Origin of the sequence: Acinetobacter apis (assembly GCF_900197575.1) — a bacterium.
GTDB classification, from domain to species: Bacteria; Pseudomonadota; Gammaproteobacteria; order Pseudomonadales; family Moraxellaceae; genus Acinetobacter; species Acinetobacter apis.
Genome location: NZ_FZLN01000008.1, coordinates 1 through 26791 on the forward strand (window position 1 = coordinate 1; position 26791 = coordinate 26791).

General features: G+C 38.7%; 27 protein-coding genes. 18 read left to right on the plus strand and 9 right to left on the minus strand.

Annotated features, from left to right (window positions below):
* The first annotated feature begins 306 nt into the window (after positions 1 to 306).
* From CFY84_RS10870 to CFY84_RS10900, 7 genes are all read left to right on the plus strand, one after another.
* Positions 307 to 1758, plus strand: a complete 1452-nt coding sequence (locus tag CFY84_RS10870; RefSeq protein ID WP_088824377.1) for an RNA polymerase factor sigma-54 — start codon at positions 307 to 309, stop codon at positions 1756 to 1758.
* A gap of 160 nt (positions 1759 to 1918) precedes the next feature.
* A complete protein-coding gene (gene ibaG / locus CFY84_RS10875; RefSeq protein ID WP_088824378.1) occupies positions 1919 to 2170 on the plus strand; it encodes a BolA family iron metabolism protein IbaG in 252 nt (83 codons plus the stop codon).
* Positions 2171 to 2177: 7 nt separating this feature from the next.
* Positions 2178 to 3437, plus strand: coding sequence for a UDP-N-acetylglucosamine 1-carboxyvinyltransferase (gene murA, locus CFY84_RS10880; protein WP_088824379.1), 1260 nt, complete (start codon positions 2178 to 2180; stop codon positions 3435 to 3437).
* 3 nt (positions 3438 to 3440) lie between these two features.
* A complete protein-coding gene (gene hisG / locus CFY84_RS10885) occupies positions 3441 to 4130 on the plus strand; it encodes an ATP phosphoribosyltransferase (RefSeq protein ID WP_088824380.1) in 690 nt (229 codons plus the stop codon).
* A 130-nt stretch (positions 4131 to 4260) separates the two neighbouring features.
* A complete protein-coding gene (gene hisD / locus CFY84_RS10890) occupies positions 4261 to 5556 on the plus strand; it encodes a histidinol dehydrogenase (protein ID WP_213062838.1) in 1296 nt (431 codons plus the stop codon).
* A gap of 44 nt (positions 5557 to 5600) precedes the next feature.
* Positions 5601 to 6680: a histidinol-phosphate transaminase gene (hisC, locus tag CFY84_RS10895; protein WP_088824382.1), complete on the plus strand. Its 1080-nt coding sequence runs from the start codon at positions 5601 to 5603 to the stop codon at positions 6678 to 6680.
* 35 nt (positions 6681 to 6715) lie between these two features.
* Complete coding sequence (locus CFY84_RS10900) at positions 6716 to 7840, plus strand: glycosyltransferase (protein ID WP_088824383.1); 1125 nt, start codon at positions 6716 to 6718, stop codon at positions 7838 to 7840.
* Here CFY84_RS10900 and CFY84_RS10905 read toward each other — a convergent pair.
* Positions 7837 to 9171 (minus strand): anthranilate synthase component I family protein, encoded by a 1335-nt coding sequence (locus CFY84_RS10905; protein WP_171289084.1) that lies wholly within the window; start codon positions 9169 to 9171, stop codon positions 7837 to 7839. The genes CFY84_RS10900 and CFY84_RS10905 overlap by 4 nt on opposite strands.
* A 77-nt stretch (positions 9172 to 9248) precedes the next feature.
* Entirely contained in the window at positions 9249 to 9788 is a 540-nt protein-coding gene (locus CFY84_RS10910; protein ID WP_088824385.1) for an NUDIX hydrolase, read from the minus strand.
* A gap of 346 nt (positions 9789 to 10134) precedes the next feature.
* Here CFY84_RS10910 and tsaB point away from each other — a divergent pair, with 346 nt between their 5' ends.
* The 5 genes from tsaB to fghA all read left to right on the plus strand — a co-directional run bounded on the left by tsaB (position 10135) and on the right by fghA (position 14811).
* Positions 10135 to 10797: a tRNA (adenosine(37)-N6)-threonylcarbamoyltransferase complex dimerization subunit type 1 TsaB gene (tsaB, locus tag CFY84_RS10915; RefSeq protein ID WP_088824386.1), complete on the plus strand. Its 663-nt coding sequence runs from the start codon at positions 10135 to 10137 to the stop codon at positions 10795 to 10797.
* A gap of 17 nt (positions 10798 to 10814) precedes the next feature.
* Positions 10815 to 11636: an undecaprenyl-diphosphate phosphatase gene (locus CFY84_RS10920; protein WP_088824387.1), complete on the plus strand. Its 822-nt coding sequence runs from the start codon at positions 10815 to 10817 to the stop codon at positions 11634 to 11636.
* Positions 11636 to 12442, plus strand: coding sequence for a class I SAM-dependent methyltransferase (locus tag CFY84_RS10925; protein WP_088824388.1), 807 nt, complete (start codon positions 11636 to 11638; stop codon positions 12440 to 12442). The genes CFY84_RS10920 and CFY84_RS10925 overlap by 1 nt, the downstream gene beginning before the upstream one ends.
* Before the next feature lie 98 nt (positions 12443 to 12540).
* Positions 12541 to 13965: a C13 family peptidase gene (locus tag CFY84_RS10930; RefSeq protein ID WP_088824389.1), complete on the plus strand. Its 1425-nt coding sequence runs from the start codon at positions 12541 to 12543 to the stop codon at positions 13963 to 13965.
* 9 nt (positions 13966 to 13974) lie between these two features.
* Positions 13975 to 14811: an S-formylglutathione hydrolase gene (gene fghA / locus CFY84_RS10935; protein ID WP_088824390.1), complete on the plus strand. Its 837-nt coding sequence runs from the start codon at positions 13975 to 13977 to the stop codon at positions 14809 to 14811.
* Between the two features lie 184 nt (positions 14812 to 14995).
* Here fghA and CFY84_RS10940 read toward each other — a convergent pair whose 3' ends face one another.
* Positions 14996 to 15277 (minus strand): DUF2218 domain-containing protein, encoded by a 282-nt coding sequence (locus CFY84_RS10940; RefSeq protein ID WP_088824391.1) that lies wholly within the window; start codon positions 15275 to 15277, stop codon positions 14996 to 14998.
* 184 nt (positions 15278 to 15461) lie between these two features.
* Here CFY84_RS10940 and rpe point away from each other — a divergent pair, with 184 nt between their 5' ends.
* The 6 genes from rpe to CFY84_RS10970 all read left to right on the plus strand — a co-directional run bounded on the left by rpe (position 15462) and on the right by CFY84_RS10970 (position 22205).
* On the plus strand, positions 15462 to 16136 hold the full coding sequence (gene rpe, locus CFY84_RS10945) for a ribulose-phosphate 3-epimerase (RefSeq protein WP_088824392.1): 675 nt from the start codon (positions 15462 to 15464) through the stop codon (positions 16134 to 16136).
* Between the two features lie 148 nt (positions 16137 to 16284).
* Positions 16285 to 18345 carry an OPT family oligopeptide transporter gene (locus tag CFY84_RS10950; protein WP_088824393.1) on the plus strand — a complete coding sequence of 687 codons (2061 nt, stop codon included), beginning with the start codon at positions 16285 to 16287 and terminating at the stop codon, positions 18343 to 18345.
* Positions 18346 to 18447: 102 nt separating this feature from the next.
* Positions 18448 to 18831 carry a hypothetical protein gene (locus tag CFY84_RS10955; RefSeq protein ID WP_088824394.1) on the plus strand — a complete coding sequence of 128 codons (384 nt, stop codon included), beginning with the start codon at positions 18448 to 18450 and terminating at the stop codon, positions 18829 to 18831.
* 45 nt (positions 18832 to 18876) lie between these two features.
* Positions 18877 to 20796, plus strand: a complete 1920-nt coding sequence (locus CFY84_RS10960; RefSeq protein WP_088824395.1) for a copper resistance system multicopper oxidase — start codon at positions 18877 to 18879, stop codon at positions 20794 to 20796.
* Positions 20783 to 21598: a copper resistance protein B gene (locus CFY84_RS10965; protein WP_088824396.1), complete on the plus strand. Its 816-nt coding sequence runs from the start codon at positions 20783 to 20785 to the stop codon at positions 21596 to 21598. The genes CFY84_RS10960 and CFY84_RS10965 overlap by 14 nt, the downstream gene beginning before the upstream one ends.
* 115 nt (positions 21599 to 21713) lie before the next feature.
* Entirely contained in the window at positions 21714 to 22205 is a 492-nt protein-coding gene (locus CFY84_RS10970) for a methylated-DNA--[protein]-cysteine S-methyltransferase (RefSeq protein WP_088824397.1), read from the plus strand.
* 141 nt (positions 22206 to 22346) lie between these two features.
* Here the strand turns inward: CFY84_RS10970 and CFY84_RS10975 are convergent, their stop codons facing one another.
* From CFY84_RS10975 to CFY84_RS11000, 6 genes are all read right to left on the minus strand, one after another.
* A complete protein-coding gene (locus CFY84_RS10975) occupies positions 22347 to 23159 on the minus strand; it encodes a MetQ/NlpA family ABC transporter substrate-binding protein (RefSeq protein WP_088824398.1) in 813 nt (270 codons plus the stop codon).
* A gap of 27 nt (positions 23160 to 23186) precedes the next feature.
* Complete coding sequence (locus CFY84_RS10980) at positions 23187 to 23855, minus strand: methionine ABC transporter permease (RefSeq protein WP_088824399.1); 669 nt, start codon at positions 23853 to 23855, stop codon at positions 23187 to 23189.
* Positions 23856 to 24872, minus strand: a complete 1017-nt coding sequence (locus CFY84_RS10985; RefSeq protein ID WP_088824400.1) for a methionine ABC transporter ATP-binding protein — start codon at positions 24870 to 24872, stop codon at positions 23856 to 23858.
* A gap of 311 nt (positions 24873 to 25183) precedes the next feature.
* Entirely contained in the window at positions 25184 to 25378 is a 195-nt protein-coding gene (locus CFY84_RS10990; RefSeq protein ID WP_088824401.1) for a helix-turn-helix transcriptional regulator, read from the minus strand.
* Positions 25375 to 25752, minus strand: coding sequence for a hypothetical protein (locus tag CFY84_RS10995; protein ID WP_088824409.1), 378 nt, complete (start codon positions 25750 to 25752; stop codon positions 25375 to 25377). Before CFY84_RS10995 ends, CFY84_RS10990 begins: the two co-directional genes overlap by 4 nt.
* Before the next feature lie 227 nt (positions 25753 to 25979).
* The gene (locus CFY84_RS11000) at positions 25980 to 26747 is read right to left on the minus strand and encodes a hydroxymethylpyrimidine/phosphomethylpyrimidine kinase (RefSeq protein WP_088824402.1); all 768 of its coding nucleotides are present in this window, start codon (positions 26745 to 26747) and stop codon (positions 25980 to 25982) included.
* Between the last annotated feature and the right edge of the window lie 44 nt (positions 26748 to 26791).

A 26791-nucleotide genomic window follows, 5' to 3' on the forward strand; every position in this document is an offset into this window, starting at 1 on the left:
CTCAGAAGTGAAACCTCTTTGCGCTGATGGTAGTGTGGGATTACCCATGTGAGAGTAAGTCATCGCCAGCATCTTATTCCTAAAAAGCCCCCTCAATCGAGGGGGCTTTTTTTATGGATATCATTTTATACATGAGTCATCACAATTTTTAGAATAATCAACACTGTGTTAAAATTAAATTCTGTGTCGAATGAATAGTTTTGTAAACAACGTTAATCTTTCAAGCTTAACACGTATGATTTTTATGAATCATGTGGTATAAAAACCGGTGGCGGCATAAATTTTGCTAGTGAAATGAGTGTATTTATGAAGTTATCTTTGGGTTTGAAAGTTAGTAATTCACTATCACTAACACCGCAATTACAACAAGCAATTCGTTTACTGCAACTGTCTAATCTTGAGCTAGAACAAGAAGTACAATTGCAGCTGGACAGTAATCCTTTATTAGAACGTATTGACGAAACCACAACAGTCGAAACGGTGCCTGAACAACAAGAGTTTGAAAGTCAGGAACTATCAGAAGTCATTCAAAGTGAATTCTTACCAGAAGACTTGCCTGTAGATACACAATGGGATGATATCTATACTCAGCAAGCAACGAGTTTGGTTGGTGATGACTTTGAAGAGCGCGAAGATAATCGTGTTGGACAAACATCATTAAAAGAACATATTCAAGAACAAGTTAATCTATTAAAATTTTCAAATGTAGATAAGTTAATTGCTTTTTGTATTATTGATACCTTAGATGAAAAAGGCTTTTTGATTGACAGCTTGCCAGAAATCACCATGACAGTGAATCAATTGTTATATCAGGTTGATATGCAAGATGATGAAGTTGAAGAAGATGAAGTATATGTCGTCTTGAGACATATTCAGCAACTTGATCCAATTGGGGTGGGTTCTAGAAGCTTGGTGGAATGCCTTTTAATTCAGCTTGATCATTTAACGCTATCGAAAGCAGATAAAACACATGCTGAGAAAATTTTAGCGAATCATCAGTATTTAATCAGTCATGACTTAAATAAACTGATTAAAACAACTGGTTTGACAGCAGATGAGCTTAAAAAAGGCTTGAGCTTGATTAAAACATTAAAGCCTTATCCAGGATCAGATTTTGATACAGGTGAGATTGAATACCAAATTCCAGATGTTGTAATTAGCCGTGAAAATGATGTTTGGAATGTAAAATTAAATCCAGATATTTTACCAAAAATTAGAGTGAATTCTTTTTATGCAGGGCTAATTAAACGTGCAGATCAAAGTGCCGATAATCAATATATTAAGCGGCAAATGCTAGAAGCAAAGAATTTTATTAAAAGTATTGATGAGCGTCATAAAACCTTATTAAAAGTTGCCAGTTGTATTGCAAAGCATCAACGTGGATTTTTAGAGCAAGGTGCTGAAGCAATGAAACCTTTGGTTTTACGCCATGTAGCAGATGAAGTAGAGTTACATGAGTCCACAGTATCTCGTGTGACTACCAATAAATATGTATTAACGCCACAAGGATTATTTGAGCTGAAATATTTTTTCTCAAGCCATGTGGGTACAGCAACTGGTGGTGAATGTTCATCTACAGCGATTCGTGCCATGATAAAAAAAATTATTGCATCTGAAAATCCATGTAAGCCATATTCTGACAATACCATTGCAAAGCTTTTAAAAGATGATGGTATCGATGTTGCAAGACGAACAGTGGCAAAATATCGGGAAGCTTTGCATATTGCATCATCATCAGATCGCAAAGTCATTCTTTAAACAAGCTTAAGTTGTTGTTGGTTGATTTGAATAATTTTGCTCAACAGGCACGATTTTATAACCTTTTTGTTTTAAATTGATGGGTTGTTAATGAATTCAATGAATGAACTATAGTAAAATAATCGACTTTTAGCCGTGGGTCCAAAGCGAGGGCTTGATTATGAATAGCGAACAACTTACAGAGATTTTAAGAACAGCTTTTCCTAATGCAGAAGTTGTAGTAGGCGGACAAGCGGGAAAGTTTGACCTACGTGTTGTTGATGATTTGTTTGAAGGAAAACGTTCAGTTGCACGCCAGCAACTTGTGTATGCTCCATTAAATGATTTTATTTCGAGTGGTGAAGTACATGCGGTAACCATTCGTGCAATGACCAAAGAAGAATGGCGCAAAGCAAGTTTGTTTGGAGTATAAGGTTTCAATGGATAAATTTCTGATTCAAGGTGGGCACCGCTTAAATGGTGAAGTTCGTATTTCTGGTGCAAAAAATGCAGCATTGCCTTTAATTGCTGCAACCATTCTTGCCAATACCCCAATAACAATTACAAACGTACCGAATTTAAAAGATGTAAATACATTAGTCAAATTGATTGCAGGTCTAGGCATCACTATTAGCTATGATGATAGTCAGGTTCAAGCAGATGCATCGACGTTAAACAACCAATTTGCACCTTATGAATTGGTTAAAACCATGCGTGCATCGATCTTGGTATTAGGCCCGTTATTGGCACGTTATGGTGAAGCTAAGGTGTCTTTACCTGGTGGTTGTGCGATTGGTTCAAGACCTGTGGATCAACATTTAAAAGCATTAGAAGCTTTAGGTGCATCGATTGAAGTTGAAAATGGATATGTTCATGCCAAAGTAGACGGACGCCTAAAAGGCGGCGAAGTGATATTTGATATGGTCACGGTCGGTGGTACTGAAAACATTTTAATGGCTGCTGTATTGGCAGATGGAATTACAACCATTCGTAATGCAGCACGAGAGCCTGAAATTACAGATTTAGCCAATATGTTGGTTAAAATGGGTGCGTTGATTGATGGTATTGACACAGACACTCTTGTTGTAACCGGTGTAGAAAACTTGCAAGGTTGTGAATATGCTGTTGTTGCAGACCGCATTGAAACAGGTTCATATTTGGCTGCGGCAGCGATTACAGGTGGCTGTATTCGAACCACGCATACTGATCCTGCACTATTAGAATCAGTGCTTGAAAAGTTTGAAGAAATGGGTGCAGAAGTTACTCGTGGTGAAAATTGGATTGAACTTGATATGCAAGGCAAACGTCCAAAAGCAGTGAGTTTCCGTACATTACCACATCCTGAGTTCCCAACTGATATGCAAGCACAAGTGATGGCGGTCAATACCATTGCACGTGGTTTCTCAACAATCTCAGAAACTATTTTTGAAAATCGCTTCATGCATGTCCCTGAATTGTCACGTATGGGTGCCAATATTCAAGTTGAAGGCAATGATGCTGTGGTAACTGGTGTTGAAAAATTATCAGCAGCTCCTGTGATGGCAACTGATTTGCGTGCCTCATTTTCATTGGTACTTGCTGCATTGGCAGCAGAAGGTGAAACTTTGGTAGACCGTATTTACCATATTGACCGTGGCTATGAAAATATCGAAGCAAAACTACAAGGCATTGGTGCAAAGATTCAACGAATAAGCGAGTAGGGCATGAGTGATTTTAAAAATGATGACCCCAATTTTGATGTAATGGGTCATTTTGATCATGGTTTAACCTTGGCACTCAGTAAAGGGCGAATTTTAAAAGAAACATTGCCTTTATTGAAGCAAGCTGGAATCAATTTACTTGAGGATCCTGATCAATCACGTAAATTAATTTTTCCAACCACACATAAATTGGTCCGTATTTTAATTTTACGTGCCTCTGATGTGCCAACCTATGTTGAAAATGGTGCAGCAGATATTGGTGTAGCTGGTAAAGATGTGCTGATGGAACATGGTGCTCAAAATGTGTATGAGCCGTTAGACCTTAAAATTGCAAATTGTCGTTTAATGACTGCTGGTCGTGTGGGAATGAGTCGTCCGAAAGGTCGACTTAAAATTGCCACAAAATATGTCAATCTTACGCGTCAATATTATGCAAGCTTAGGTGAGCAAGTTGATGTGATTAAGCTTTACGGTTCTATGGAGCTTGCACCATTGGTCGGCTTGGGTGATTACATTGTTGACGTGGTAGATACAGGCAATACATTGCGTGCAAATGGTTTGGAGCCACTAGAAGAAATTTGTAAAGTGTCTTCACGTCTTATTGTTAATAAAGCCAGTTTCAAGCGTAAGCAACAGATTTTGCATCCAATTCTTGAACAATTGGAAGCAGCTGTAGCTGCACGCAGTGCCTAATATAAAAAAACAATGCTGATGAATCTTATTTTTCATCATGCTTTCGGTCTAGATCGACATATCTTTACCCACAAGATGGCTTAAACAGGTTAAACTTAACACTTTATTGTTCAACCTTGTGGGTAAATTGATGCGACGTTTATCGACTCAAGACCAAAATTTTCAAACGGTCTTTGCTGATTTATTGGCTTTTGAAACTGTCAATGATCCTGAGCTCCTCTCTACTGTAGATCAAATCATTAATGATGTGCGCCAACATGGCGATGCACATGTGCTTCATCTAACACAAAAATTTGATCGACATCCTGCGCATCAATTTTCAGACTTAGAGCTATCCCAAGCGCAATTAAAAACAGCTTTTGACCAATTACAACCCGAAGTTCGTACTGCTTTAGAATTGGCAGCACAACGTATTCGTGCTTTTCATCAAGCGCAAAAGCAAGATGGTTGGCGCTATGTGGATGACCTTGGTAATACCTTGGGTCAAAAAGTAACACCATTAGATCGTGTTGGGATTTATGTGCCTGGTGGTTTGGCATCTTATCCATCTTCTGTATTGATGAATGCAATTCCTGCCCATGTAGCAGGTGTCAATGAAATTATTATGGTGGTACCTGCTCCAGATGGTGTATTAAATCCATTGGTGCTGGCTGCTGCACATTTGGCAGGCGTAAGCCGTGTTTTTACCATTGGTGGTGCACAAGCTGTAGCTGCTTTGGCATATGGCACTGAAACCATTGCTCGAGTTGATAAAATTACAGGGCCAGGCAATCGTTTTGTGGCTGCGGCCAAACGTGCTGTGTTTGGTCAGTGTGGGATTGATATGATTGCAGGTCCATCAGAAATTTTGGTGTATGCAGAATCTAATAATAATCCAACATGGGTGGCAATGGACTTATTGTCTCAAGCTGAACATGACACCGTGGCACAAGCCATTTTAATTACGCCAGATGAGCGGTTTTTAAATGCGGTATCCGAGGCAATTACTGAGCATTTAAAGCACTTACCTAAAGCTGAAATTGCCAAAACGTCTATTGAAAATCGCGGTGCTTTGGTGTTAGTCAAAGACCGTGAAGAAGCGATTGCGCTGATTAATCAAGTTGCACCTGAACATTTACAACTTTGTGTCGATGATGCTGAAGCCATGAGCGAACATATTCGCCATGCAGGTGCAATTTTTATGGGAAGCTATACACCTGAAGCAATTGGTGATTACTGCGCAGGTCCAAATCATGTTTTGCCGACATCAGGAACCGCGCGTTTTTCTTCACCACTTGGTGTATATGATTTTCAAAAGAGATCAAGCCTGATTATGTGCTCAAAAGCGGGTGTACAGCCGTTGGCTAAAGCTGCTGATATTTTGGCACAAGAAGAAAATTTAGATGCACATGCTCGGTCAGCACGCTATCGCTACACCGAAATTTAATTCAAAAATAGATGGGGCAGGACAGCCCCTTTTGAGGTCTAATCATGACTTTTTCAGCACAACAAATGCGTTTTTGGAGCCCTGAAGTTCGTGAACTCGAACCTTATGTTCCAGGTGAACAACCTAAAATACAAAACTTACTGAAATTAAATACCAATGAAAATCCGTATCCACCATCACCACATGTAGTTGATGCGGTTCAAGAAGCGCTTCTACACCAAGCGGATTTGCTGCGTTTATATCCTGACCCCGATGCCAGTGGCTTAAAGCAAGCTATTGCGGAACAACAAGGCATTGAAACGAGTCATGTGTTTGTTGGTAATGGTTCTGATGAGGTGCTTGCGCATATATTTAAAGCATTTTTTATTCAAGATGAGCCAGTATTATATGCAGATATTACCTATAGTTTTTATCCTGTATATAGCCAATTCTTTGGTTTAAAAACCAAACAAGTGCCGTTAAATGAACGCTTTGAAATTGATATTGCAGATTATCAGCAACCCAATGGCGGCATCATTATTACCAATCCAAACGCACCAACCAGTATTGCGCTTGAATTGACACAGATTGAGCAGCTTTTAATACAACACCCTGATCGTGTGGTAGTGATTGATGAAGCTTATGTTGATTTTGGAGCTGAATCTGCGGTGTCTTTAGTGGCGCAATATGATAATTTAGTGGTTTGTCAAACAACCTCTAAATCGCGTTCATTGGCAGGGCTACGAGTAGGTTATGCCATAGCTCAGCCACATTTAATTGCCGCTTTAGAGACAGTAAAAAATAGCTTTAACTCTTATCCTGTAGATCGCTTTGCAATTGTGGCAGCGACAGCATCATTTCAAGACCAAGATTACTTTGTTGAACAGTGTCAAAAAGTGATTGCGAGTCGTGATCTCTTGATCGCTCAGTTAACTGCGCTTGGGTTTGATGTTTTACCTTCGAAAGCCAATTTTGTTTTTGCGACTCACCCAAAGCATGATGCAAAACACTTGGCTGCGCAGTTGCGTATGGACGGGATTATTGTTCGCCATTTCAATAAACCGCGTATCGATCAGTATTTAAGAATTACTGTCGGGACGGATATACAAAATCAGCGTTTAGTTGATGCGTTAAAGCGATTATAATCTGCTTGGGATAAAGAATAATAAACAGGCAGCTTATGCAAACTTCAACCATTTGCTTAAACATGATTGTCAAAAATGAAGCGAATATTATTTGGCAAACGCTAGATAATATTCGCAGCCATATCACAATTGATTATATGGTGATTTGTGATACAGGTTCTACAGATCATACAATCGAACAATTACAACAATATATTCAGCACCATGAGATTCCTGCAGAAATTCATCAGCATGAATGGGTTAATTTTGAACATAATCGCAATCAAGCACTCTCATTGTGTGAAGGAAAGTCAGACTACATTTTAATATTTGATGCGGATGACCGCTTTTGTGGACAGCCTCGTTTGCCTGAGCGATTGCATCATGATATTTATCATTTTACCTTTAAAGGTGATGGACGTGATTTTTTTTATACCCGTAAAATTTTAATTAAAAATAAGAAGATAGTACGTTGGGTTGGTGTTTTGCACGAAAGTTTGATTAACATTGCAGATCATTTGTCTGAGTTAGAAATTACTGGCGATTATTATATTCAAACTGGACATTTTGGTGATCGCAACCAAAATCCAAATAAATACTTAGAAGATGCACATACTTTATCTCAAGCATATGAGCATGAAACACGTCCCGCTTTAAAAGCACGCTATGCCTATTATTGTGCAACGTCATATTATAGTTTTGGTGATATGGCGAGTGCCATACAATGGTTTCAATGTCGTATTGATTTAGCACCTTCAACCAATAATCAGCTTGAAAGTTATTTGGCATGTCGGCATTTAGGCAGTATTTATAAACAGCAAAAACAAGCTGAACATGCTGTCTTTGTTTGGCTAAAAGGAACAAGTTTTTTGCCACAGCAGCTGGAATGTTTATATGAAGTCAGCTTGCTATATACAGAGCAAGGCGATACACAGATTGCTTATGATTTTGCAATGCTTGCGCAGCAAAAGCGTGAAAATGAAGGCGCAACCGCATTAGAACGTAATATTGTACGGTATGGTATTGATTACCAAATTTTAACTTTGGGTATTGCTTTAAAAAAAATCCAACCTGCGTATCAAGCGTGGATTCGATTGATGGCACAGCCAAGTTATTCTGAAGCCTTTAACGCAACGCTCATCAATTCAAAAAAGCATTTTGAACATTTACTCAATGCTTAATTTGATGTGGTATACCATGTGTTGAGCAAAGACTTCATGGCAGAAATTTTATCTAAACATTCTTGATATTCAGCATCTAGATCTGAAGCAATGGTAATGCCACCACCAGCCCAAAGAGAAAGATCATGCTGATATTTTTGAATCGAGCGAATTAAAATATTAAAGCAGCCTGTTCCGTCATGATTAAAGTAACCGAGCGAGCCACAATATGCACCACGTGGTTGTTGTTCCAGTTCACTGATAATTTGCATGGCGCGTATTTTAGGCGCACCAGTAATTGAACCGCCAGGCAATGCTTCAAACAATACATTGATGGGATCGATCATGGGTTTAAGTGTGGCTTGAATTTCACTCACCATGTGATGAACTTGTTGAAAGCTTTCTATTTCGAATAGTTTATTGGTGTGAACAGAGCCAATTTCTGCATAAACGCTTAAATCATTACGCAATAAATCGACAATCATGACATTTTCAGCTTGGTCTTTTTCAGACGCCGTCAAAGTTTGTTTTGAACGTTCATCTTGTTCAGGGTCATTTAAATAACGTGGCATCGTGCCTTTAATCGGCCGTGTTTTAATCACGCGATTGGCTTGAAACTCAATAAAAAGCTCAGGCGAACAGCTCAGCAACTCGAAGCCATCAATTTTTAAATAGCCTGCATAGGGTGCATGCGTTAAGGTCCAAAATTGCTCTGCAGTTGCCAATAAACTGCCTTTTGCTTTTGCTGTAAATGCTTGAGTTAAATTAATTTGATAACAATCACCAGCGCGAATGTAATTGATGACTTGATGAAATTGCTCGGCATACTTCTCTTTATGCCATGTTGCATCACATGGCGTGCACAATTCAAAAGCAAGCTGTGGTGGCGCTATGTGCAAAAGCGCTTCGATCTGTATGACCATGTCGAGATGATGTTGTTCATGGTATAAATACCAATCATTGTTTTCAAATTTTAAAAAACAATCATAAAGGCCAAAATAAAGTTCAGGTTGTGCATGAATGGGCGAAGATGCAACATGCTGTGAGGCTGCAACGTCATAGCCGACAAAGCCGATCCACCCACCATGAAAGCCTGTGGCGGTACTATCGGTTAAGGATGTGTTTAGTGTCAGTGTAGGACGATGCGCTTGTGTTGTGATGGGTTGATAACTGAGATCGTTTTGGCGTTCATGGTATTCAAAGTGATGATGGTGTTTTAACCAATACGATTGAGGTAAAACACCAATCACAGGTTTTCCATGATCTTGTAAATAAATGATGCCATGCAATGCGTGAAGTTTGAGTAAAATCTGTGCAGCGGACAGATCAAGCTGTAAAGGGTGTTTTTGCATAGCATCAACATTCAACAATAAAAGAAAATCGGTTTAGAGAAAACGTCATTGTACACATGGTACAGTGACGTTTTGCATTAAGTCAGTAGAGAGTCTATGGTCTCTAAATGAATGGGGTAGTGTGCTTGTTTTCGGTCTGCAAAATAATGTTGCAAGGTTTTTTTCACACTTGGGAAAGCCAATTGATCCCATGGAATTTCATGCTCTTCAAATAAGCGACTTTCTAATGTTTCAGGGCCTGCCCCAAATTGATGATCTCTCAGTTTAGCTTTAAAAAGCGCATAGATTTGTCCAATTCGTGGAATATCATACATGCAATACATTTGTTCAATGTCTATACGAGCATCTGCTTCTTCAAGTGTTTCACGTGCTGCACCTTCTGCCATTGTTTCAGAAAGTTCCATATAACCTGCAGGTAATGTCCATAATCCGTAACGAGGTTCAATTGCTCGGCGACACAATAATACTTTTTGATCAGCCACCACCAATGCACCACAGATGACTTTTGGGTTTTCATAATGAATGTTGCCACAATGGGTACAGACTTGACGTAGTTTTTCATCTCCAAGCGGTTTCTTTTTGGTCGTTGGATGCCCGCATTTAATGCAACAGTTCATAATATACTTCTGTCCGTTTGGTCATTTTAGCATAACGTAAAAAACCAATTTTGGCATCTATTGTGATGAAAACAATACTGAAAATGTATATGACATGTACTGTATTAAAACCTATGCCTAGGGAAAATAAAATCAGTTAAGAATGTCCTAAGCATCTGATGTTACGGTTGATCTGTTCTAATCGTGTAAAATTGATGGCTTTGCATACGCGATAGCATATCTATTGTTTATGCTTTGGCATATTATTTTAGGCGCATTCATATTCAGCAATGAAACTATCGCGAATCAATTTAGATTTGCGTATGATAGCGTAACTTTTTAGCTTTATTTGATGATAAGGGCGTGCATGAAACTGCTAGCACTCGAAACAGCCAATGAACAGTGTTCTGTTTGTATTGTAAATGACACACAGATTCTCTTCAATGTACTGAATGATCAAACCAGAATGCAAACACAAATGCTTTTACCCATGGTGGAGCAAGGTTTGCAAACATGTCAGTTGACATGTGATGAACTGACCGCGATCGCTTTTAGCCGTGGTCCAGGATCATTTAGTGGGGTCAGAATCAATGCAGCAGTGACACAAGCTTTGGCATGGGCAAATGATTTACCTGTTGTGCCGGTATCGACATTACAAGCATTGGCTCAAGCAGCATATCGTCTACATGGATTAACCGCGGTTACCGCGGTTCTTGATGCAAGAATGCAAGAAGTATATATTGCGAATTTTGAATTAGATGAACAACACATCATGCAGTTAAAGGATACTGAGCAAATGCTAAGCTATGCAGACGCAGCAGCACAGGTGCAATATCCTTTGGTTGGCTCAGGCGCATTACTCGTTGATGACACCGCTGTATTTTCTGATGTAAAACCGACAGCAGAAGATATTGCCGTATTGGGTACTTATTTTGTCAATGAACAACAATGGGTGAGTGCAGAACATGCATTGCCAATTTATTTGCGGGATAATGCGTGGAAAAAAATTGCTGAACAAGGCAAACAATAAAATAATTAGGGTTTCATATGGATATCATTTTGCTTTTAAAAGCAGCTGTGATGGGCTTAGTTGAAGGCATCACAGAGTTTTTACCAATTTCAAGTACAGGACATCTGATCTTAGCAGGACAGTTACTTGATTTTTGGACACCAGAAAAAAGAGACATGTTTGCGGTGTCGGTGCAGATCGGTGCGATTGCAGCAGTCATTTACGAATACTGGGGTAAGCTTTGGGGCGCTTTAACAGGCGCAATTACAGGAGACCCACAAGGTCGCAGATTAACCATTAATCTGATTGTGGCAACGATCCCAATTATGATTTTAGGGCTCACCTTTGGTGAAGCATTAAAAGCGTATTTATTTAATGCCGTGACAGTTGCCATTGCGCTTATTGTTGGTGGATTCATTATTTTATGGGCAGAACGCCGTCAACATCATATTGTAAGCCATGAAGTTGAGCAGTTTACATTTAAACAAGCTGTTTTGGTGGGATTAGTGCAATGTTTTGCCTTGATTCCAGGGACATCTCGTTCGGGTTCAACCATCATTGGTTCGTTATTTTTAGGCATTTCAAGAAAAGCTGCTGCTGAATTTTCTTTCTTTTTAGGTATTCCTGTTCTGATGGGCGCAGGTCTATTAGACATGTATAAAATGCGCCATGATTTGCATGCTCAAGACATGGAAATTTTAGGTGTTGGTATTGTGGTTGCCTTCATTTCAGCATTGCTTGTGATCCGTGCTTTGATCCGTTATGTCTCTAAACATGATTTTACTGTGTTTGCTTACTATCGTATTATTTTTGGCTTATTGATTTTAGCGACATGGTGGACAGGTTGGGTGAGTTGGTAATGCAATTCACTTGTTGGTATGAAGCTGAATTTGAAGACAAAGTTCAAAATATTCAAAAGCGATTGGCGCAAAAAGGCGTTATACTTCGTCCAACTGTGGTTGAAAAAATTCAAGCTAAATTTTTACGCTTACATCCTGAGCTATCTTTGGTGGTTGACCAAGATGGTTTGAGCTTAGCTGCATTGGGTATGAAAATGCAGCCTGCATGGCAGGCTGAAATTGGACGCTTAAAGCGATCGACACTGAAAACTGAAATGATTGTACGCGCAACACAAGCCAATGACGCACCGACATTAATTGATGCAACAGCAGGCTTAGGACATGACAGCTTACTATTGGCTAAGTTTGGCGCACATGTTCAGCTTGTTGAGCGTCATCCAATATTATTTACTTTGCTTGAAGATGCCTATTTTCAAGCACAATCAGATGCTTATTTGCAGCCGATTGTGGCAAGGATTCAACTGATTTATGCAAATTCAGCTGACTATTTAACAGCACTGTCTGAGCAGCAGCAGCAAGTGGATGTGGTGTATTTAGATCCGATGTTTCCACAACGTGATCAGCATCAGAAGCCACAGAAAAAACAGGCACAGGTTAAGAAGCAAATGCAATTACTGCATATCTTGTTACCTGAAGAAAATGGTATGGACTTGGGGGATGAGTTATTGACTTGCGCACATAAAGTTGCAAAAAGAGTGGTTGTGAAACGCCCACGCCATGCTATATTTCTAAACCATGAACACCCTGATCACCAATGGTTGGGTGATGCATGCCGTTTTGATGCTTACTTTAATTTAAATTTATAATAAAAAATTTGGATAGTGTAAATTATCCAACAAATTAAAATAAAACGACGGAAAGAAAAGCAATGACATCTCACATGGTTCTGAACTAGCAAAATAGTATGATTGATCTGAAACCCTCCATCAATTTTTGGCACGACTTAAAGAGCAATCAAATTGCAGGGTTGTGGCTCTTTTTGGGCTCACGAAAGTGCTTGAAAATTGTACATCCATCGATATTTCAGTTGCTTTTCTGGGGCGTTGTTGCGGCTGGTGTAAACACCTTATATAGCTGGATGGTGGCAGGACAAACAGGCGCTTTTAATCCGCAAGGTTTAGTTAGTTATGCACTTTGGCCATTTATTGCATTAATTGTAGGTATTTTTCTGTCACAACGCATGAACAATACTCGCTTGATGTTGGTGCCTGCCATTTTATGGTTGGTGCTAGACAGCAATGTATTGCTTCTACAGTGTTTTTTACAATATTTAGGCGATCACGATTACCTCAACTTTTTGCCAGACGATGTATATAACTTTTTACCTACATTGTTTATGATCTTTTTTGTATGGCAAAGTTTAGCTGTAATTTGGGTGTTTTCTCGAGAATTAAAATGGCCATGGTGGGAGCGAGCACTGATTATGTTTGCCACCATCTGTACACTTGTGGTGTGGCAAATGTCGGTCAAAGAGCAACCGATTTGGAAAGTCAGCGATTTACCACCAACGATTTCTGAAGATGTATTTTATGCCCAAAATGATTTATTGAAAAAATCTTTAGATGCTGTTCAATTGGGTGATTTTTCACAAACCCATTGGTACTTTTTAGGGGTCGCTGGTGACAGCTATGATGCTGTATTTAGCTCGGAAATACAGCGTATCAAATCACAATTTGATACCCGCTTTGGGACATTTGGGCGATCAGTACAATTGGTTAATGATCCAGATACTGGAACAAAAATTCCAATGGCATCACAAACCAGCATTCAATTGGCATTAAACCGTATTGGTCAGCAAATGAACCGTGATACTGATGTATTATTTTTATACATGACATCGCATGGATTAGAGAATCATTTTGAACTTGAAAATGCGCCAATCGATTTAAAACAAATAGATCCAAATTGGCTCCGAAGTGCTTTAGATAAGTCAGGAATTAAATGGCGTGTGATTGTCATATCTGCATGTTATTCTGGAAGTTTCATCCCTGCGTTACAATCAGATAATACTTTAGTAATTACTGCATCGGCAGCAGATCGCTCGTCATTTGGATGTAATAGCCAAGCGGATTATACTTATTTTGGTCGTGCTTTTTTTGACCAAGCAATGCGAGAAAAAATGTCGTTGCATGATGCATTTATTGATGCACAAGCAACGGTAACAAAATGGGAAACGGCACAAGGCTTTGAGCCTTCAGAGCCGCAGTGGTCTTTAGGGAAGAATATGGAACTGATGCTTCCGCAGTTGGAGAAGCATTTATTTCCTGTGGCAAATACGATTATACCGATTACAAATAATGTCGCATCAACTGATGCCATTCAGCCTTAGGAGTGTTCTGTGGAATTATTACAACGTGCAAAATGTTTTGATGGTGAAATACAAGTTCATGAATTCACTTCAACATATTTAAAGGGTAAAGCGAAGTTTTCAGTGTATCTACCACCGAAAGCATTACAAAAACAAAAGTGTTCTGCTTTATTTTTTCTAGCGGGTTTAACCTGTACAGAAGAAACCTTTGCAGCTAAAGCACATGCACAAAAAATTGCATCAACGTTAGGGGTTATTTTAATTTTACCTGATACTTCACCACGTGGTGATGATGTAGAACCTGGTGATGCATGGGATATTGGTCAAGGTGCAGGTTTTTATGTGAATGCAACTGAGCAACCATGGTCGACGCATTATCATATGGAAAGCTATGTGGTGGATGAGCTATACAATAAAGTGATAGAACATTTTCCGATAGACCCACAAAAAATTGGTATTACTGGTCATAGTATGGGTGGGCATGGTGCACTGACATTGGCATGGAAATACCCACATAAATTTAAAACAGTTTCTGCTTTTGCACCAATTTGTGCACCGACACAATGTCCATGGGGACAAAAAGCCTTTACTGCTTATTTAGGTGATGATCAACAACAATGGCTTGCCCATGATGCTGTTGAGCTTGTTAAATCAAAAGGCGCATTATTTAAAGATGTGTTAATTGATCAAGGGGCAGCAGATGAATTCTATTTCCAATTGCACCCTGATTTATTGGTTCAAGCATGCCAAGATGTGAAGCAAAAGATCACTTTGCGTGAACATGAAGGCTATGACCATGGTTATTATTTCATTCAGACCTTTGTGGCCGATCATTTACGTTTTCATGTGAATAGCTTAGAAAATTAAACTCTTTAAAGTGGTTTATGCGTTAATGGAGTGCATACACTACACATTTATTGTATGCATAGTAATACAGTGAATTAACCTGACTGCTGTACGGCAGTCAGGTTGATATAATGGATTTTTTTGCTTGACAATATGCATGACCACCATGCAGTAGCCATCCTAAGTACATAAAATACCTAAAAATCTAGTTGATGTGTTGCCATGTCACATCAAATTCTTGCTGCGCCATACGGTTAAGATGGTTAATCACCACTTGTTCTAAGCGTGCAAAATCAACTTCTTCATGACCTTCAATTGACACATCTAAAGTGGTTTCTTTGGGATAAAGGAAAATTTTGGCATCCGGAAACGGAATAAAAAATGCAGATGCTGTTTCTTCAACTTCAAATTTATGTTTCCAATGATTCAATAATCTTTTCCCAATCCGCCGTCCTTCTGCTGTATGAATTTGAGTAATACTTTTCATATTGAGTTTTCCTGATTAATGAATGAGAATGAATCTTAACAAGATTAGAGGTATGCCGTGTAAGAAAAATGAATAACAGGTAAGAAAATGTAGTTTGAGTGGGAAGATCTTGACGGGTGGTTTAAGACGACAGGCTTGAGATTTGCTATAATCTTTAAATACCTGTTCATTGTTTGGGATTTTCATGTCTAAGCCATTTCTTATTGCGCCATCAATTTTATCTGCTGACTTTGCTCGTTTAGGGGCAGATGTTGAAAGTGTATTGGCAGCAGGAGCAGATGTTGTCCATTTTGATGTAATGGATAATCACTATGTTCCGAACCTCACTTTTGGTGCAGGAATCTGTAAAGCATTAAAGAACTACGGAATTAAAGCACCGATTGATGTGCATTTAATGGTGTCACCAGTTGACCGTATGATTGGTGACTTTTTAGAAGCAGGTGCAGATATCATCACTTTTCATCCAGAAGCCAGTGATCATATTGACCGTTCTTTACAGCTGATTAAATCAGGTGGTGCAAAAGCAGGTTTGGTATTTAACCCAGCAACGCCTTTACATTATTTAGATTATGTTTTAGATCAGGTCGATCAAATTTTATTAATGAGTGTAAATCCAGGATTTGGTGGGCAAAAATTTATTCCAATGACGCTCGAAAAATTACGTCAAGCACGTCAAATTATTGATCAAAGCGGACGTGATATTCGTTTAGAGGTTGATGGTGGTGTGGGCCCACACAATATTCGTGAAATTGCTGAAGCAGGAGCGGATATGTTTGTGGCAGGCTCTGCTATTTTTAATCAGCCTGATTATAAACAAGTGATTGATACTATGCGTGCTGAGCTTGCACAAGTTAAATAAATCCAAGCTGTTCTTTCTCTCAAAAAGCACCGATGAAGGTGCTTTTTTTTGCATGATTGGTGATCAAAAGAAATTATTTTAATGTAAGTTAAAAAGTATAATGATAAGTTACGAGAATATAAAAAGTTAAATATTTTTGAGAGTTACTATGCTGCATAAACCCACACAGCTTGATCCTTATCGTCATTATCAAGAGCTGACATTACGCGGGGTCATTTTAGGTGTACTCATCACCATTGCTTTTACAGCATCTAATATTTACTTGGGGTTGAAAGTTGGGTTGACCTTTGCTTCATCTATTCCAGCTGCAGTGTTGTCTATGGCATTGCTTAAATTTGCGCAAGGTTCAAATATTTTAGAAAATAATTTAGTACAAACCCAAGCTTCTGCAGCAGGAACGTTGTCTTCAGTGATTTTTGTTTTACCCGGTTTATTAATGCTTGGATATTGGCAAAGTTTTCCATTTTGGCAGATTGCATTATTGTGTTTAAGCGGGGGAGTTTTAGGTGTTCTATTTACCATTCCACTGCGTCAGGTCATGGTGGTGAACAGTGAGTTGCCCTATCCTGAAGGCGTTGCTGCTGCCGAGATTTTAAAAGCAGGAACGGTCGGGGTGGTTGCCAATGAAAAAGGCGATATTGTTCGAGATGAAAATAGTAGCCAACAATCACATGCAAAAGAAATTGTTTATGGGGGTGTTCTTGCTGCAAGTATGAGTTTATTGAGCGGTGGTTTGCGCATTGTGTCTGATAGTGCAAGCATTTGGCTCAAAGCAGGTGGGGCAATTTTTCAAATTCCTTTTGGATTTTCTTTTGCATTACTTGGTGCAGGCAGTTTAATTGGCTTGTCTGCCGGGATTGCTATTTTTCTTGGAATCTTCTTTGCATGGGGCCTTGCAGTACCTTATTTTACGGCCATACTCCCGCAGCCTGAACATGTTGAAATCGCACAATACGCCAAACAAATTTGGTCAAGTAAAGTACGCTTTATAGGGGTTGGTGTTATTGGCGTTGCTTCCATTTGGACGCTTATTTCACTGTTTAAGCCGATGGTTGAAGGCATTAAATTATCCGTTGCATCTTATCAGCAAACTCAGCAACACCATAATACCCAGCGGGCTGCCCGTGATTTATCACCAAAACACATGCTTATTATTTTAGCCGTAGTGATGGCTATTTTATTTGCAACATTCCATCAATTTATTGCATTAGCACCTGTTTCTACATCTGTTGCATGGTTATTGGTTGTTGTTGTCACGGTATTAACGTTCTTGATTGGCTTTTTAGTGGCAGCAGCATGTGGCTATATGGCAGGTTTAGTTGGTTCATCTTCTAGTCCAATTTCAGGAATTGGTATTTTATCGGTGTTATTTATTGCATTGGTGTTGCTTGTGATTGGGCAGTCAACACATCTGTTAGACCAACCAAGTGGTATTCAATTTTTAACGGCATTAACATTATTTGCGACATCAGCTGTTCTTGCGGTTGCAACCATATCAAATGATAATTTGCAGGATTTAAAAACCGGATACTTGGTGTATGCAACGCCAGCCAAACAACAAATTGCTTTAATTATTGGTTGTATTGTCGGGGCTTTGGTTATTGCACCTGTCATACAATTATTATATCAAGCCTATGGTTTTACAGGGGCGTTACCGCGTAGTGGAATGGATGAGGCACTTGTGTTGGCTGCACCGCAAGCGACTTTAATGTCGACCATCGCCCAAGGTATTTTTTCACATCAATTGGCATGGGACTCTATTTTAATTGGTGCAGGTCTAGGAGTAATCTTTATTTTAATTGATGTTGTTTTAAAACGTAGCTCCGCACAAAAATACAGTTTGCCTGTGCTTGCTGTTGGGATGGGAATTTATTTGCCACCCAGTGTCAATGTGCCTATTTTTATCGGTGCTGTATTATTTGCATTAGTTCAACGCGCTGCAAAGAAAAAACAAGTTAATGAGCAAGGCTTAAAGCATATTGAACAAAAAAGCACGTTGTTTGCAGCAGGTTTAATTGTCGGCGAAAGTTTAATGGGCGTGATTTTGGCTTTAATTATTGTGGTGTCTACAAGCACAGGTGGTAGTGACTCACCTTTACAAGTGACTTTGTTTCATTCTGAGGTGATTGCTGATGTTCTAGGTGGTGCTTTCTTTATTTTAGTCATGGCGATTTATGCACAGCGTGTACTGAAAACGTCATCTTCTTGAATAACAAGATTGTCATTTGAATTTCAAGAGACCTTTCGGTATTCTGTAAATTGAATCCAGTTTATTTATTGTGATATGAAGATATATCGTGCTTTGGCAATAATGTTTCGTTTACTGCTCGCGTGTGCGATCGGTGGCTTGACTGTTGCCAATGCATCAATGTCACATATGAACATGCAATCTAATCCAGTTGTTAAAAACGCATCCAAACATATGCATCAGCATACTGCTAAAGATGTTGACTCATCAACGCATTGTCAGCAACAAGAAGATGATTGTTTTGATCTGAATGTATCATCGCACCATGCAGGCTGTGCAGATTGTCAGACACTGCATTGTCAATCTTTAAACTGTACATTAACAGAATATCAGCCGATGAGTGCGCTGCTATTTAACAGTTATGACCCTATTTTAGCGCAAGACCTGACGACATCATCACTTCTGACCGGATATTGGCAACAAATTCTGCGTCCGCCTAAAAGCTAACTTTTATCTCATTATTATTCATTTATTATAGATAAAGGTAAGCGCATGTCTTTGAATACCCTACGTATAGGTCTTTTTAGCCTGTGTGTGTTATTTAGCCAATTGGCTGTTGCACAGGTTCGTGAATATCATTTAAACATTGATGAAAAAGTGGTTGATGTGACAGGGAAGCCGGTTAAGAAAATCCTTGTCAATGGTCAGCTCCCCGCACCAACATTAACTTTTGAAGAAGGTGATGACGCTGTTATTTATGTTCATAACCAGTTAAAAAATCAAGCATCCTCATTGCATTGGCATGGCTTGCTTTTGCCAAATGTAATGGACGGTGTACCAGGCCTTGGTGGCTTTCAAGAGATTCAGCCAAATGGTACATTTGTTTATCGTTTTAAAATTCGTCAAAACGGCACCTATTGGTATCACGCACACAGTCAAGGTCAAGAGCAAGATGGTGTGTATGGGGCATTTATTATTTATCCCAAAGACAGAAAGCCCCTCGCTCTACATGAAAATACACAACAAGATTATGTAGTGACGTTATCGGACTTTCATCCATCATCAAGCCAAGCCATTATGGCAAATTTAAAAAAATCTGCTGAGTATTATCAAAACCGCCGTGAAACCATTTTTGATGTGATGCGACAAGTTCAAAACACAGGCGTAAAAACGACATGGCAAGACCGTAAAATGTGGAACCAAATGCGCATGTTAAAAACGGATTTAAGCGATGTTACCGGCTATACTTTTTTAATGAATGGCTATACACCGACCAAGAATTGGATTGGTGAATTTAATCGAGGCGATAAAGTCAGATTACGATTTATTAATGCTTCAGCCATGTCATTTTTTGATGTACGCATTCCAAATTTAAAAATGACGGTAGTGGCCGCAGATGGTCAACCTGTTAAGCCTGTAGTGGTCGATGAGTTCCGTTTCGGCGCCAGTGAAACCTATGATGTGATTGTAGAACCCAAAGACAGCAATTATCAGATCCAAGCAGAATCTATCGACCGCAGTGGTTTTGCTTTAGGTACATTGCATCAGACTACACAGCCTTTAGTGATCTTACCAACACCAGCACATCGCCCGCGTGCATTATTAAATATGGCAGATATGGGAATGGCTCATGATTCGCATGATATGTCGAAGATGAACCACGACATGGGTGATATGAAAGGTATGGATCATGACATGTCGAAGATGAACCACGACATGAGTGACATGAAAGGCATGGATCATGATATGTCGAAGATGAATCATGACATGGGTGATATGAAAGGCATGGATCATGATATGTCGAAGATGAATCATGACATGGGTGATATGAAAGGCATGGATCACGATATGTCGAAAATGAACCATGACATGAGTGATACCAATACAGGTGAGACTAATGCCACATCGCCTGATGGTTGGGCAAATGCAAGCACGCCCAAAGGTTTAAAAATGTTGCAGTATCAAGATTTGCAATCATTAACCCCACAAAAAGACCTCCGTCAGCCGGATCAAACCATTGTCATGACGTTAGATGGCAATATGGAACGTTATATTTGGATGCTAAATGGCAAAAAGTATAATCAGGCTACACCACTTCAAGTGAAATATGGTGAGCGGGTCCGCTTAACTTTTGTGAATAATACAATGATGGCGCATCCAATGCATTTACATGGCATGTTTGTGCAATTGGAAAATGGGCAGCCTGCCCAAAGTATGCCTAATAAACATACTGTGATTGTGCCACCAGGTAAAACAGTCAGCGTATTACTGACTGCAGATGAACTTGGTGAGTGGGCAATTCATTGTCATTTGTTGTATCACATGACTTCAGGCATGATGAATAAACTGATTGTTGCAAATACGGTTGAAAGTCATCCATCTGCCTCACATTCAGGGCATGACATGTCAAGTATGCAAGAGATTTCGCAGCCGCAATCATCAAGTCAGGGGGCACATCATGCGCATCACTAAGCTTATGCTTTGCCTTTTGTCCGTGGCGGCTGTTTCACAAATGGCACGGTCTGCAGAAACGGAAACATCATCGTTGATGACTAAAAACCAAAATGTATCGCCTACACAGAATACAGCTCAATTAAAGCGTATGGATTTGAATCATTCACATGAACATGGCAATGAAATATATACCGACACTTTATTTGAAAATAAATGGATGCAAGATCGGCATGGACAAGGTGAGTTTTCTTCTTCATTGACCAGTTGGATTGGTACAGATGAAAATAAACTGTTTATCGAAGCCAATGTATCTAAAGCGGATAATGAAAAGTATCAGGGTGATTTGGCTGCATTGTACAGTCGGAATATAGCCACATTTTGGGATGCACAAGCAGGGGTACGTTATCGCCAAGATAAAAATAAAGCCTTTGATCAACGTGCTGTAGATGCTGTGGTCGGTATTCAAGGTTTAGCGCCGTATTTTTTTGAAACAGATGCTTATTTATATGTAGGACAGCATCAATATGTGGCAATGGAATTGAAGATGACTCGTGATGTTTTGTTTACTCAAAAGCTGATTGCACAGCCATATTTGAGTGCAACCATTGTGGCTCAAGACGAATCTAAATCAGCCAATCAAACCGGTTTATCAGATGCTGAAATTGGGATACAAACCCGTTATGAGATGAATCGACGGGTAATGCCATTTATTGATGTTGCTTATCGTTATGAAAAAGGTTTAAAAGATACCGCTTGGCAACATAAAACAGAGTCAGAGTCTGGCATGTATTATGGTGCAGGCATATTACTGCGCTTTTAGTATTCACGACTCCTTTGAAAAGATGGTTATAGTTCACTGTAACCATCTTTTATTTTGGGATGAATGAATATGCTTTAAGATGCTAGAAGACGGTTCAAGGTAAATGGAAAGACAAATGCAACTTTATCAACTATTGATGCCAAGTCCTGTTGGACAACTGAAACTGATTGCTCATGAGCATGCCTTAGTGGCTATTTGTTGGTTGGATGACAGTAAAACGCCGTATGCAGGACATGACTATCATGAAGATGTATCTCACCATATATTATTACAAGCTCAATCTGAACTTGAGGCTTATTTTAACCAACAGTTAGAGACGTTTTTAGTTCCCTTTAGTTTTTGGCAAGGTACATCATTTCAAAAACGTGTTTGGGAAAAACTAAATGATATTCCTTTTGGAGAAACAGTAAGTTATGCATGGATGGCAAATGCCATTGGACAGCCCACAGCTGTGCGTGCTGTTGCAAGTGCGATAGGGCATAACCCATTGTCGATTATTGTGCCATGTCATCGTGTGATTGCAAGCAATGGCACATTAGGGGGCTTTGCGAGTGGCTTAGAGAATAAAAAAATATTATTGAATTTAGAGACCAATGTTCAAAAGTAAGATGAAATGCTCATAGACGTGAAGTGAGCGAAAATAACTGCACAATATAGAAATTATTATACAGTGATGAGATCAAAGATATAGATAGATCTCATCAAGTTTTAATCCATGTGCTTGATGCGATGATTAAACCGCCTAGCATTAAAATGCTGGATAAATTTCACCTTTAAAATTCTTAATAATAAATTGACGAGTATCTGCACTATTTAATGCTTGTGCTACTTTTTTAATGGCTGGATTGTTTTGGTCTTCAGGTCGAGTCACTAAATATTCAGCCCAAATGTTTTTTCCGTCTTGACCACGTTCGATATAAAGTGATTTTTTAATATCAAGTTTAGCCTCTAAAACATAATTACCATTTAATGCAGCCAACTCAACTTGATTTAAGATTCTTGGCAACATAGCAGAATCAAGTTCTTTAATTTTTAGATTTTTAGGATTGGTTGCAATATCACGCACCGTGGGTAAAGGATCTGTTGGTAAAATAGGCTGTCTAAAACCTGGTTTTAATGTAATTAAGTTCAGTTTAGACAACAGTAATAAACCTCGGCCTCCATTCACAGGATCACTTGGTATTGCAACAGTAGCACCTTGTGAAATTTGTTTAAGGTTATTAATTTTAGTTGAATACAACACAAAAGGCTCGATATGAACAGGCACAATAGGGACAAGATGAGATTGTGTTTTACTGTTGAATTGATTTAAAAATGGTCGATATTGGTAATAATTGGCATCAATTTTCTTAGAGACCAACTGGGCATTGGGTTGAATATAATCAGAATATATTTTTATTTTTAAATCAATACCTTGTTTAGCAAGTTCAGGCTTAATATGTTCTAAAATAACACCATGTGGTGTGGCACTTGCACCAATGGTGATGGTTTGATTGGCAAATGCATGAAGGGCAATTGTAGATACGCCAACTGCAAAAGCAATTCTTTTTAAAAAATGCATAAACTCATTTCCTTGTGTTGTTTTAGATTAGTAATGTCTTGAAAAATAAATGACGAGTCGATTGCCGAGCAGCTGAATCATTTGCACAATTAAAATGAGCAACACCACCGTCACAATCATAATTCCAGTTTCATAGCGCTGGTAACCATAACGAATTGCAAGATCACCTAAACCACCACCACCAATCACGCCAGATACTGCGGTATAGTCAACCAGTGCAATACTGGTGATTGTAATGGCGGCAATAATAGGTGCACGCGCTTCAGGCAATAAAACACCATGAATAATTTGCCAATAACTTGCTCCCATAGATTGAGCTGCTTCAATCACGCCATGGTCAACTTCCCGTAATGCGGTTTCAACTAAACGCGCAAAGAAGGCGATACCAGCAACAGTGATTGGCGGAATTACACCTGCAATATCTATGGTGGTTCCTGTAATGAGTGCTGTAAATGGCATCAGCAAAATCATTAAAATAATAAACGGCACTGACCGAATGACATTGATTAAGAATGACAAAATGGCATATAAAAAGGGCGTGGCTTTAATGCTTTTTTTTGCAAAAGAATACATAAGAATGCCAAGTGGCAATCCTAAAATGACAATCGCAATTAATGAAAAAAACAACATGGTCACTGTGGCTTTTGTGGCATCCCACAGCTCATTTGGGTCTACACTAGCAAATAATTCGTTCATTTAAGCAGCATCCAAAGAGACCGTTGGTGTGATTTTTTCGACATAGGCTTGGTGTTGTTGTAGTTTTTCAATGAAATGTCTTTGATGATCCACCTCACCATCAATGGCTAAAATACTTTGGCTGTATAAAGATGTTTTTGTACGTTCTACTTTTGAGTGAATCATTTGAAATTGTATATTGGTGTTTAATGCGAACGACTCATATTTTGGATGTTGGGCAAAATCTCCAATGGCAGTAATCCGAATATAAGAGGTTGTATTTGACCCAATAGCATCCAATGTAATCGGTTCTAAAATTAATGAACGAGATACAGGGTGTTTGGGTTGTAATAACACTTGATCTACAGTGCCTTGTTCCACCACTTGACCCTCAGACATAACAATGACATGGTCACAAATTTTACGAATGACATCGATTTCATGGGTAATGAGTACAATACCAATGCCTTGTTCTTGATTGATGGTTAATAATAAATTTAAAATTTCATGCGTAGTCATGGGGTCTAAAGCACTTGTGACCTCATCACAAAGTAATATTTTTGGTTCAGTCGCCAATGCACGAGCAATACCTACACGTTGTTTTTGTCCGCCTGACAGATGCTTGGGAAAGCTATTTAAATGTGAACTTAAACCAACTTGTGATGCTAATTTTTCCACACGTTGTTGAATGACAGATTCTTTCAAGTGATTTAAACGTAAGGGAAAGGCAATATTTTCAAATACGGTTTTACTTTTTAATAAGTTAAAATGCTGAAAAATCATGGCGACATTTTTACGCAGTGTTTTTAGCGCTTGGGCTTGGTTTAAATGCACAGGTAAATCGAGAACTTCAACTGTACCTTGGGTTGGTTGCTCTAATCCATTAATGAGCCTTAACAGGGTTGATTTCCCTGCACCAGAATGCCCGATAATACCCACAATGTTGGGATGAGGAATGTCAACATTGACATGTTTTAATGCATAAATATTTTGTTTTTTAATTTGGAATATTTTGTCTACATTATCAATTTTAATCATAACGCAATTTCATGTGAACTTTGTTTTAATATAGCTCAATCGTTTGTATTGCAAATTTAGAAATTCTTATACCAATATGCATAAATATGATTAGTTTCATTGGTTTAAGTTGGGTTCAAATTAACATTATCATTTTGTTCAATTATATTTTACGGGGTTTAGTTTATCGAATACTCGTTTTTGAATCAGATAGAATATTCATTTATTTTTGATGTTTGAATTATGCTCATTATCTGTAAGTGATTCATATCAATACCATGATGAGTTGATAAAACCTCAAGCAGTATTTAATATTTTAGCTATATGAATGATTAAGCTTGGTTTTGAAAAATAGCCTCAATTGAAAGCTCAAATACTTCAGATATTTTAAAGGCCAAAGGCAAACTTGGATCATAGCGCTCTTTTTCAATCGCATTAACGGTTTGACGAGAAACATCCAGCTTTTTAGCCAATTGCTCTTGTGACCAACCTTTAGTTTCTCGTAATTTAGGAATAATATTTTTCATCTATAACGCCACACACCGACTACAGCTCCAACTCCCCATAACAAGGCAATTATCGGCCAGATCATAAACATGGATAGATTTGGGAAGCCTATATTTTCTAAAAAACCATAACTAAAAGAAATAAATGCTGTTCCTAAAGATGCAAAAGTCAGTGCACAAAGCTGGATTTTTAATTGGAGTTCATCAAGCTGAGCAATTCGCTTAATGATACTAAAAAGCATGAATAAAAAAGGGACTACAGGCAATAAAGTAATAACAATCTTGAATTGGGGTTCGATATCATTGTTTTTTAAGTACGTTAAAGAAAACACCAATACCAAAACATAAAGTATGAGTGCGGATACTATTTCTACAGCATATTTATAACTTTTCATGATTATTTGGCTCTTGTGTAAAGTAAGCTTTACATCATAATAGGTCATATAATACTCAATATAAAGCTTACTTTACATATTATAGTAAATTAGAAGGCAATTAAATTGATCATCAATCGTTTAGTTTTTAATTGAATATGAAAGTAATGCTTAAGAATTTGGTTGAAACGGTTAAATTTTGTTGCCTTATAAAAGAATCGACTTTAAAAAGGCAACACTTGTTAAACTTAAAAACGCTTTGGCATTTTTTGGCCGCCAAGTACAGGACTTTCAGCGTGTTCTAAAACACCAAATAACCATGTTTCTGCAAAATTTACCGCTTGAGGCAACGTGTCACCTTGTGCAAGACGACCGGCAATAAAACTTGCCAATGAACAACCTGAACCATGGTATTCACCCTCTAGACGTGGGCAAGTGGTTTCAGAAATTTTATCTTTGCCAATATATAGCGTGTTTTTAATATGATCTGGCGTATCTTCATGGCCACCTTTAACTAAAACGGCTTTCGCACCCATATCGATGAGCTTTTCTGTCGCTTGCTGTAAGTCGTCAATCCCTGTAAGTGCACGTAATTCAACAGTATTGGGAGTAATGATGGTGGCCAATGGAATTAGGGTGGCAAAGGCTTTGACGAGTGTTGCCTGATCGCCTAAAGAGCCGCCGCTATTCGCAACGAGTACAGGGTCAAGTACATATAAAAAATCAGGATGTGCTGTTAAAAACTGAGCCAATGCAGCAATATTTTCAGTGGTACCAAGCATACCTGATTTAACACAGCGAATAGGCAAGTCATTGACGACAGCATTGGCTTGGGCTAAAAGCAAGGTTTGGCTTGTTGCTTCAAATCCAAAGACCTGCTGTGAGTTTTGGATGGTGAGTGCTGTACATGCAATTGCAGCATGTGCACCACTTTGACCAATGGCTTCGATATCTGCTTGTAATCCAGCACCGCCAGAGGGATCTAATCCTGAAAAACAAAGAACGGTTGCACGCACAAGAATATCCTTCACATAAGAGTTTCGGTTAGTATAAAAAAACT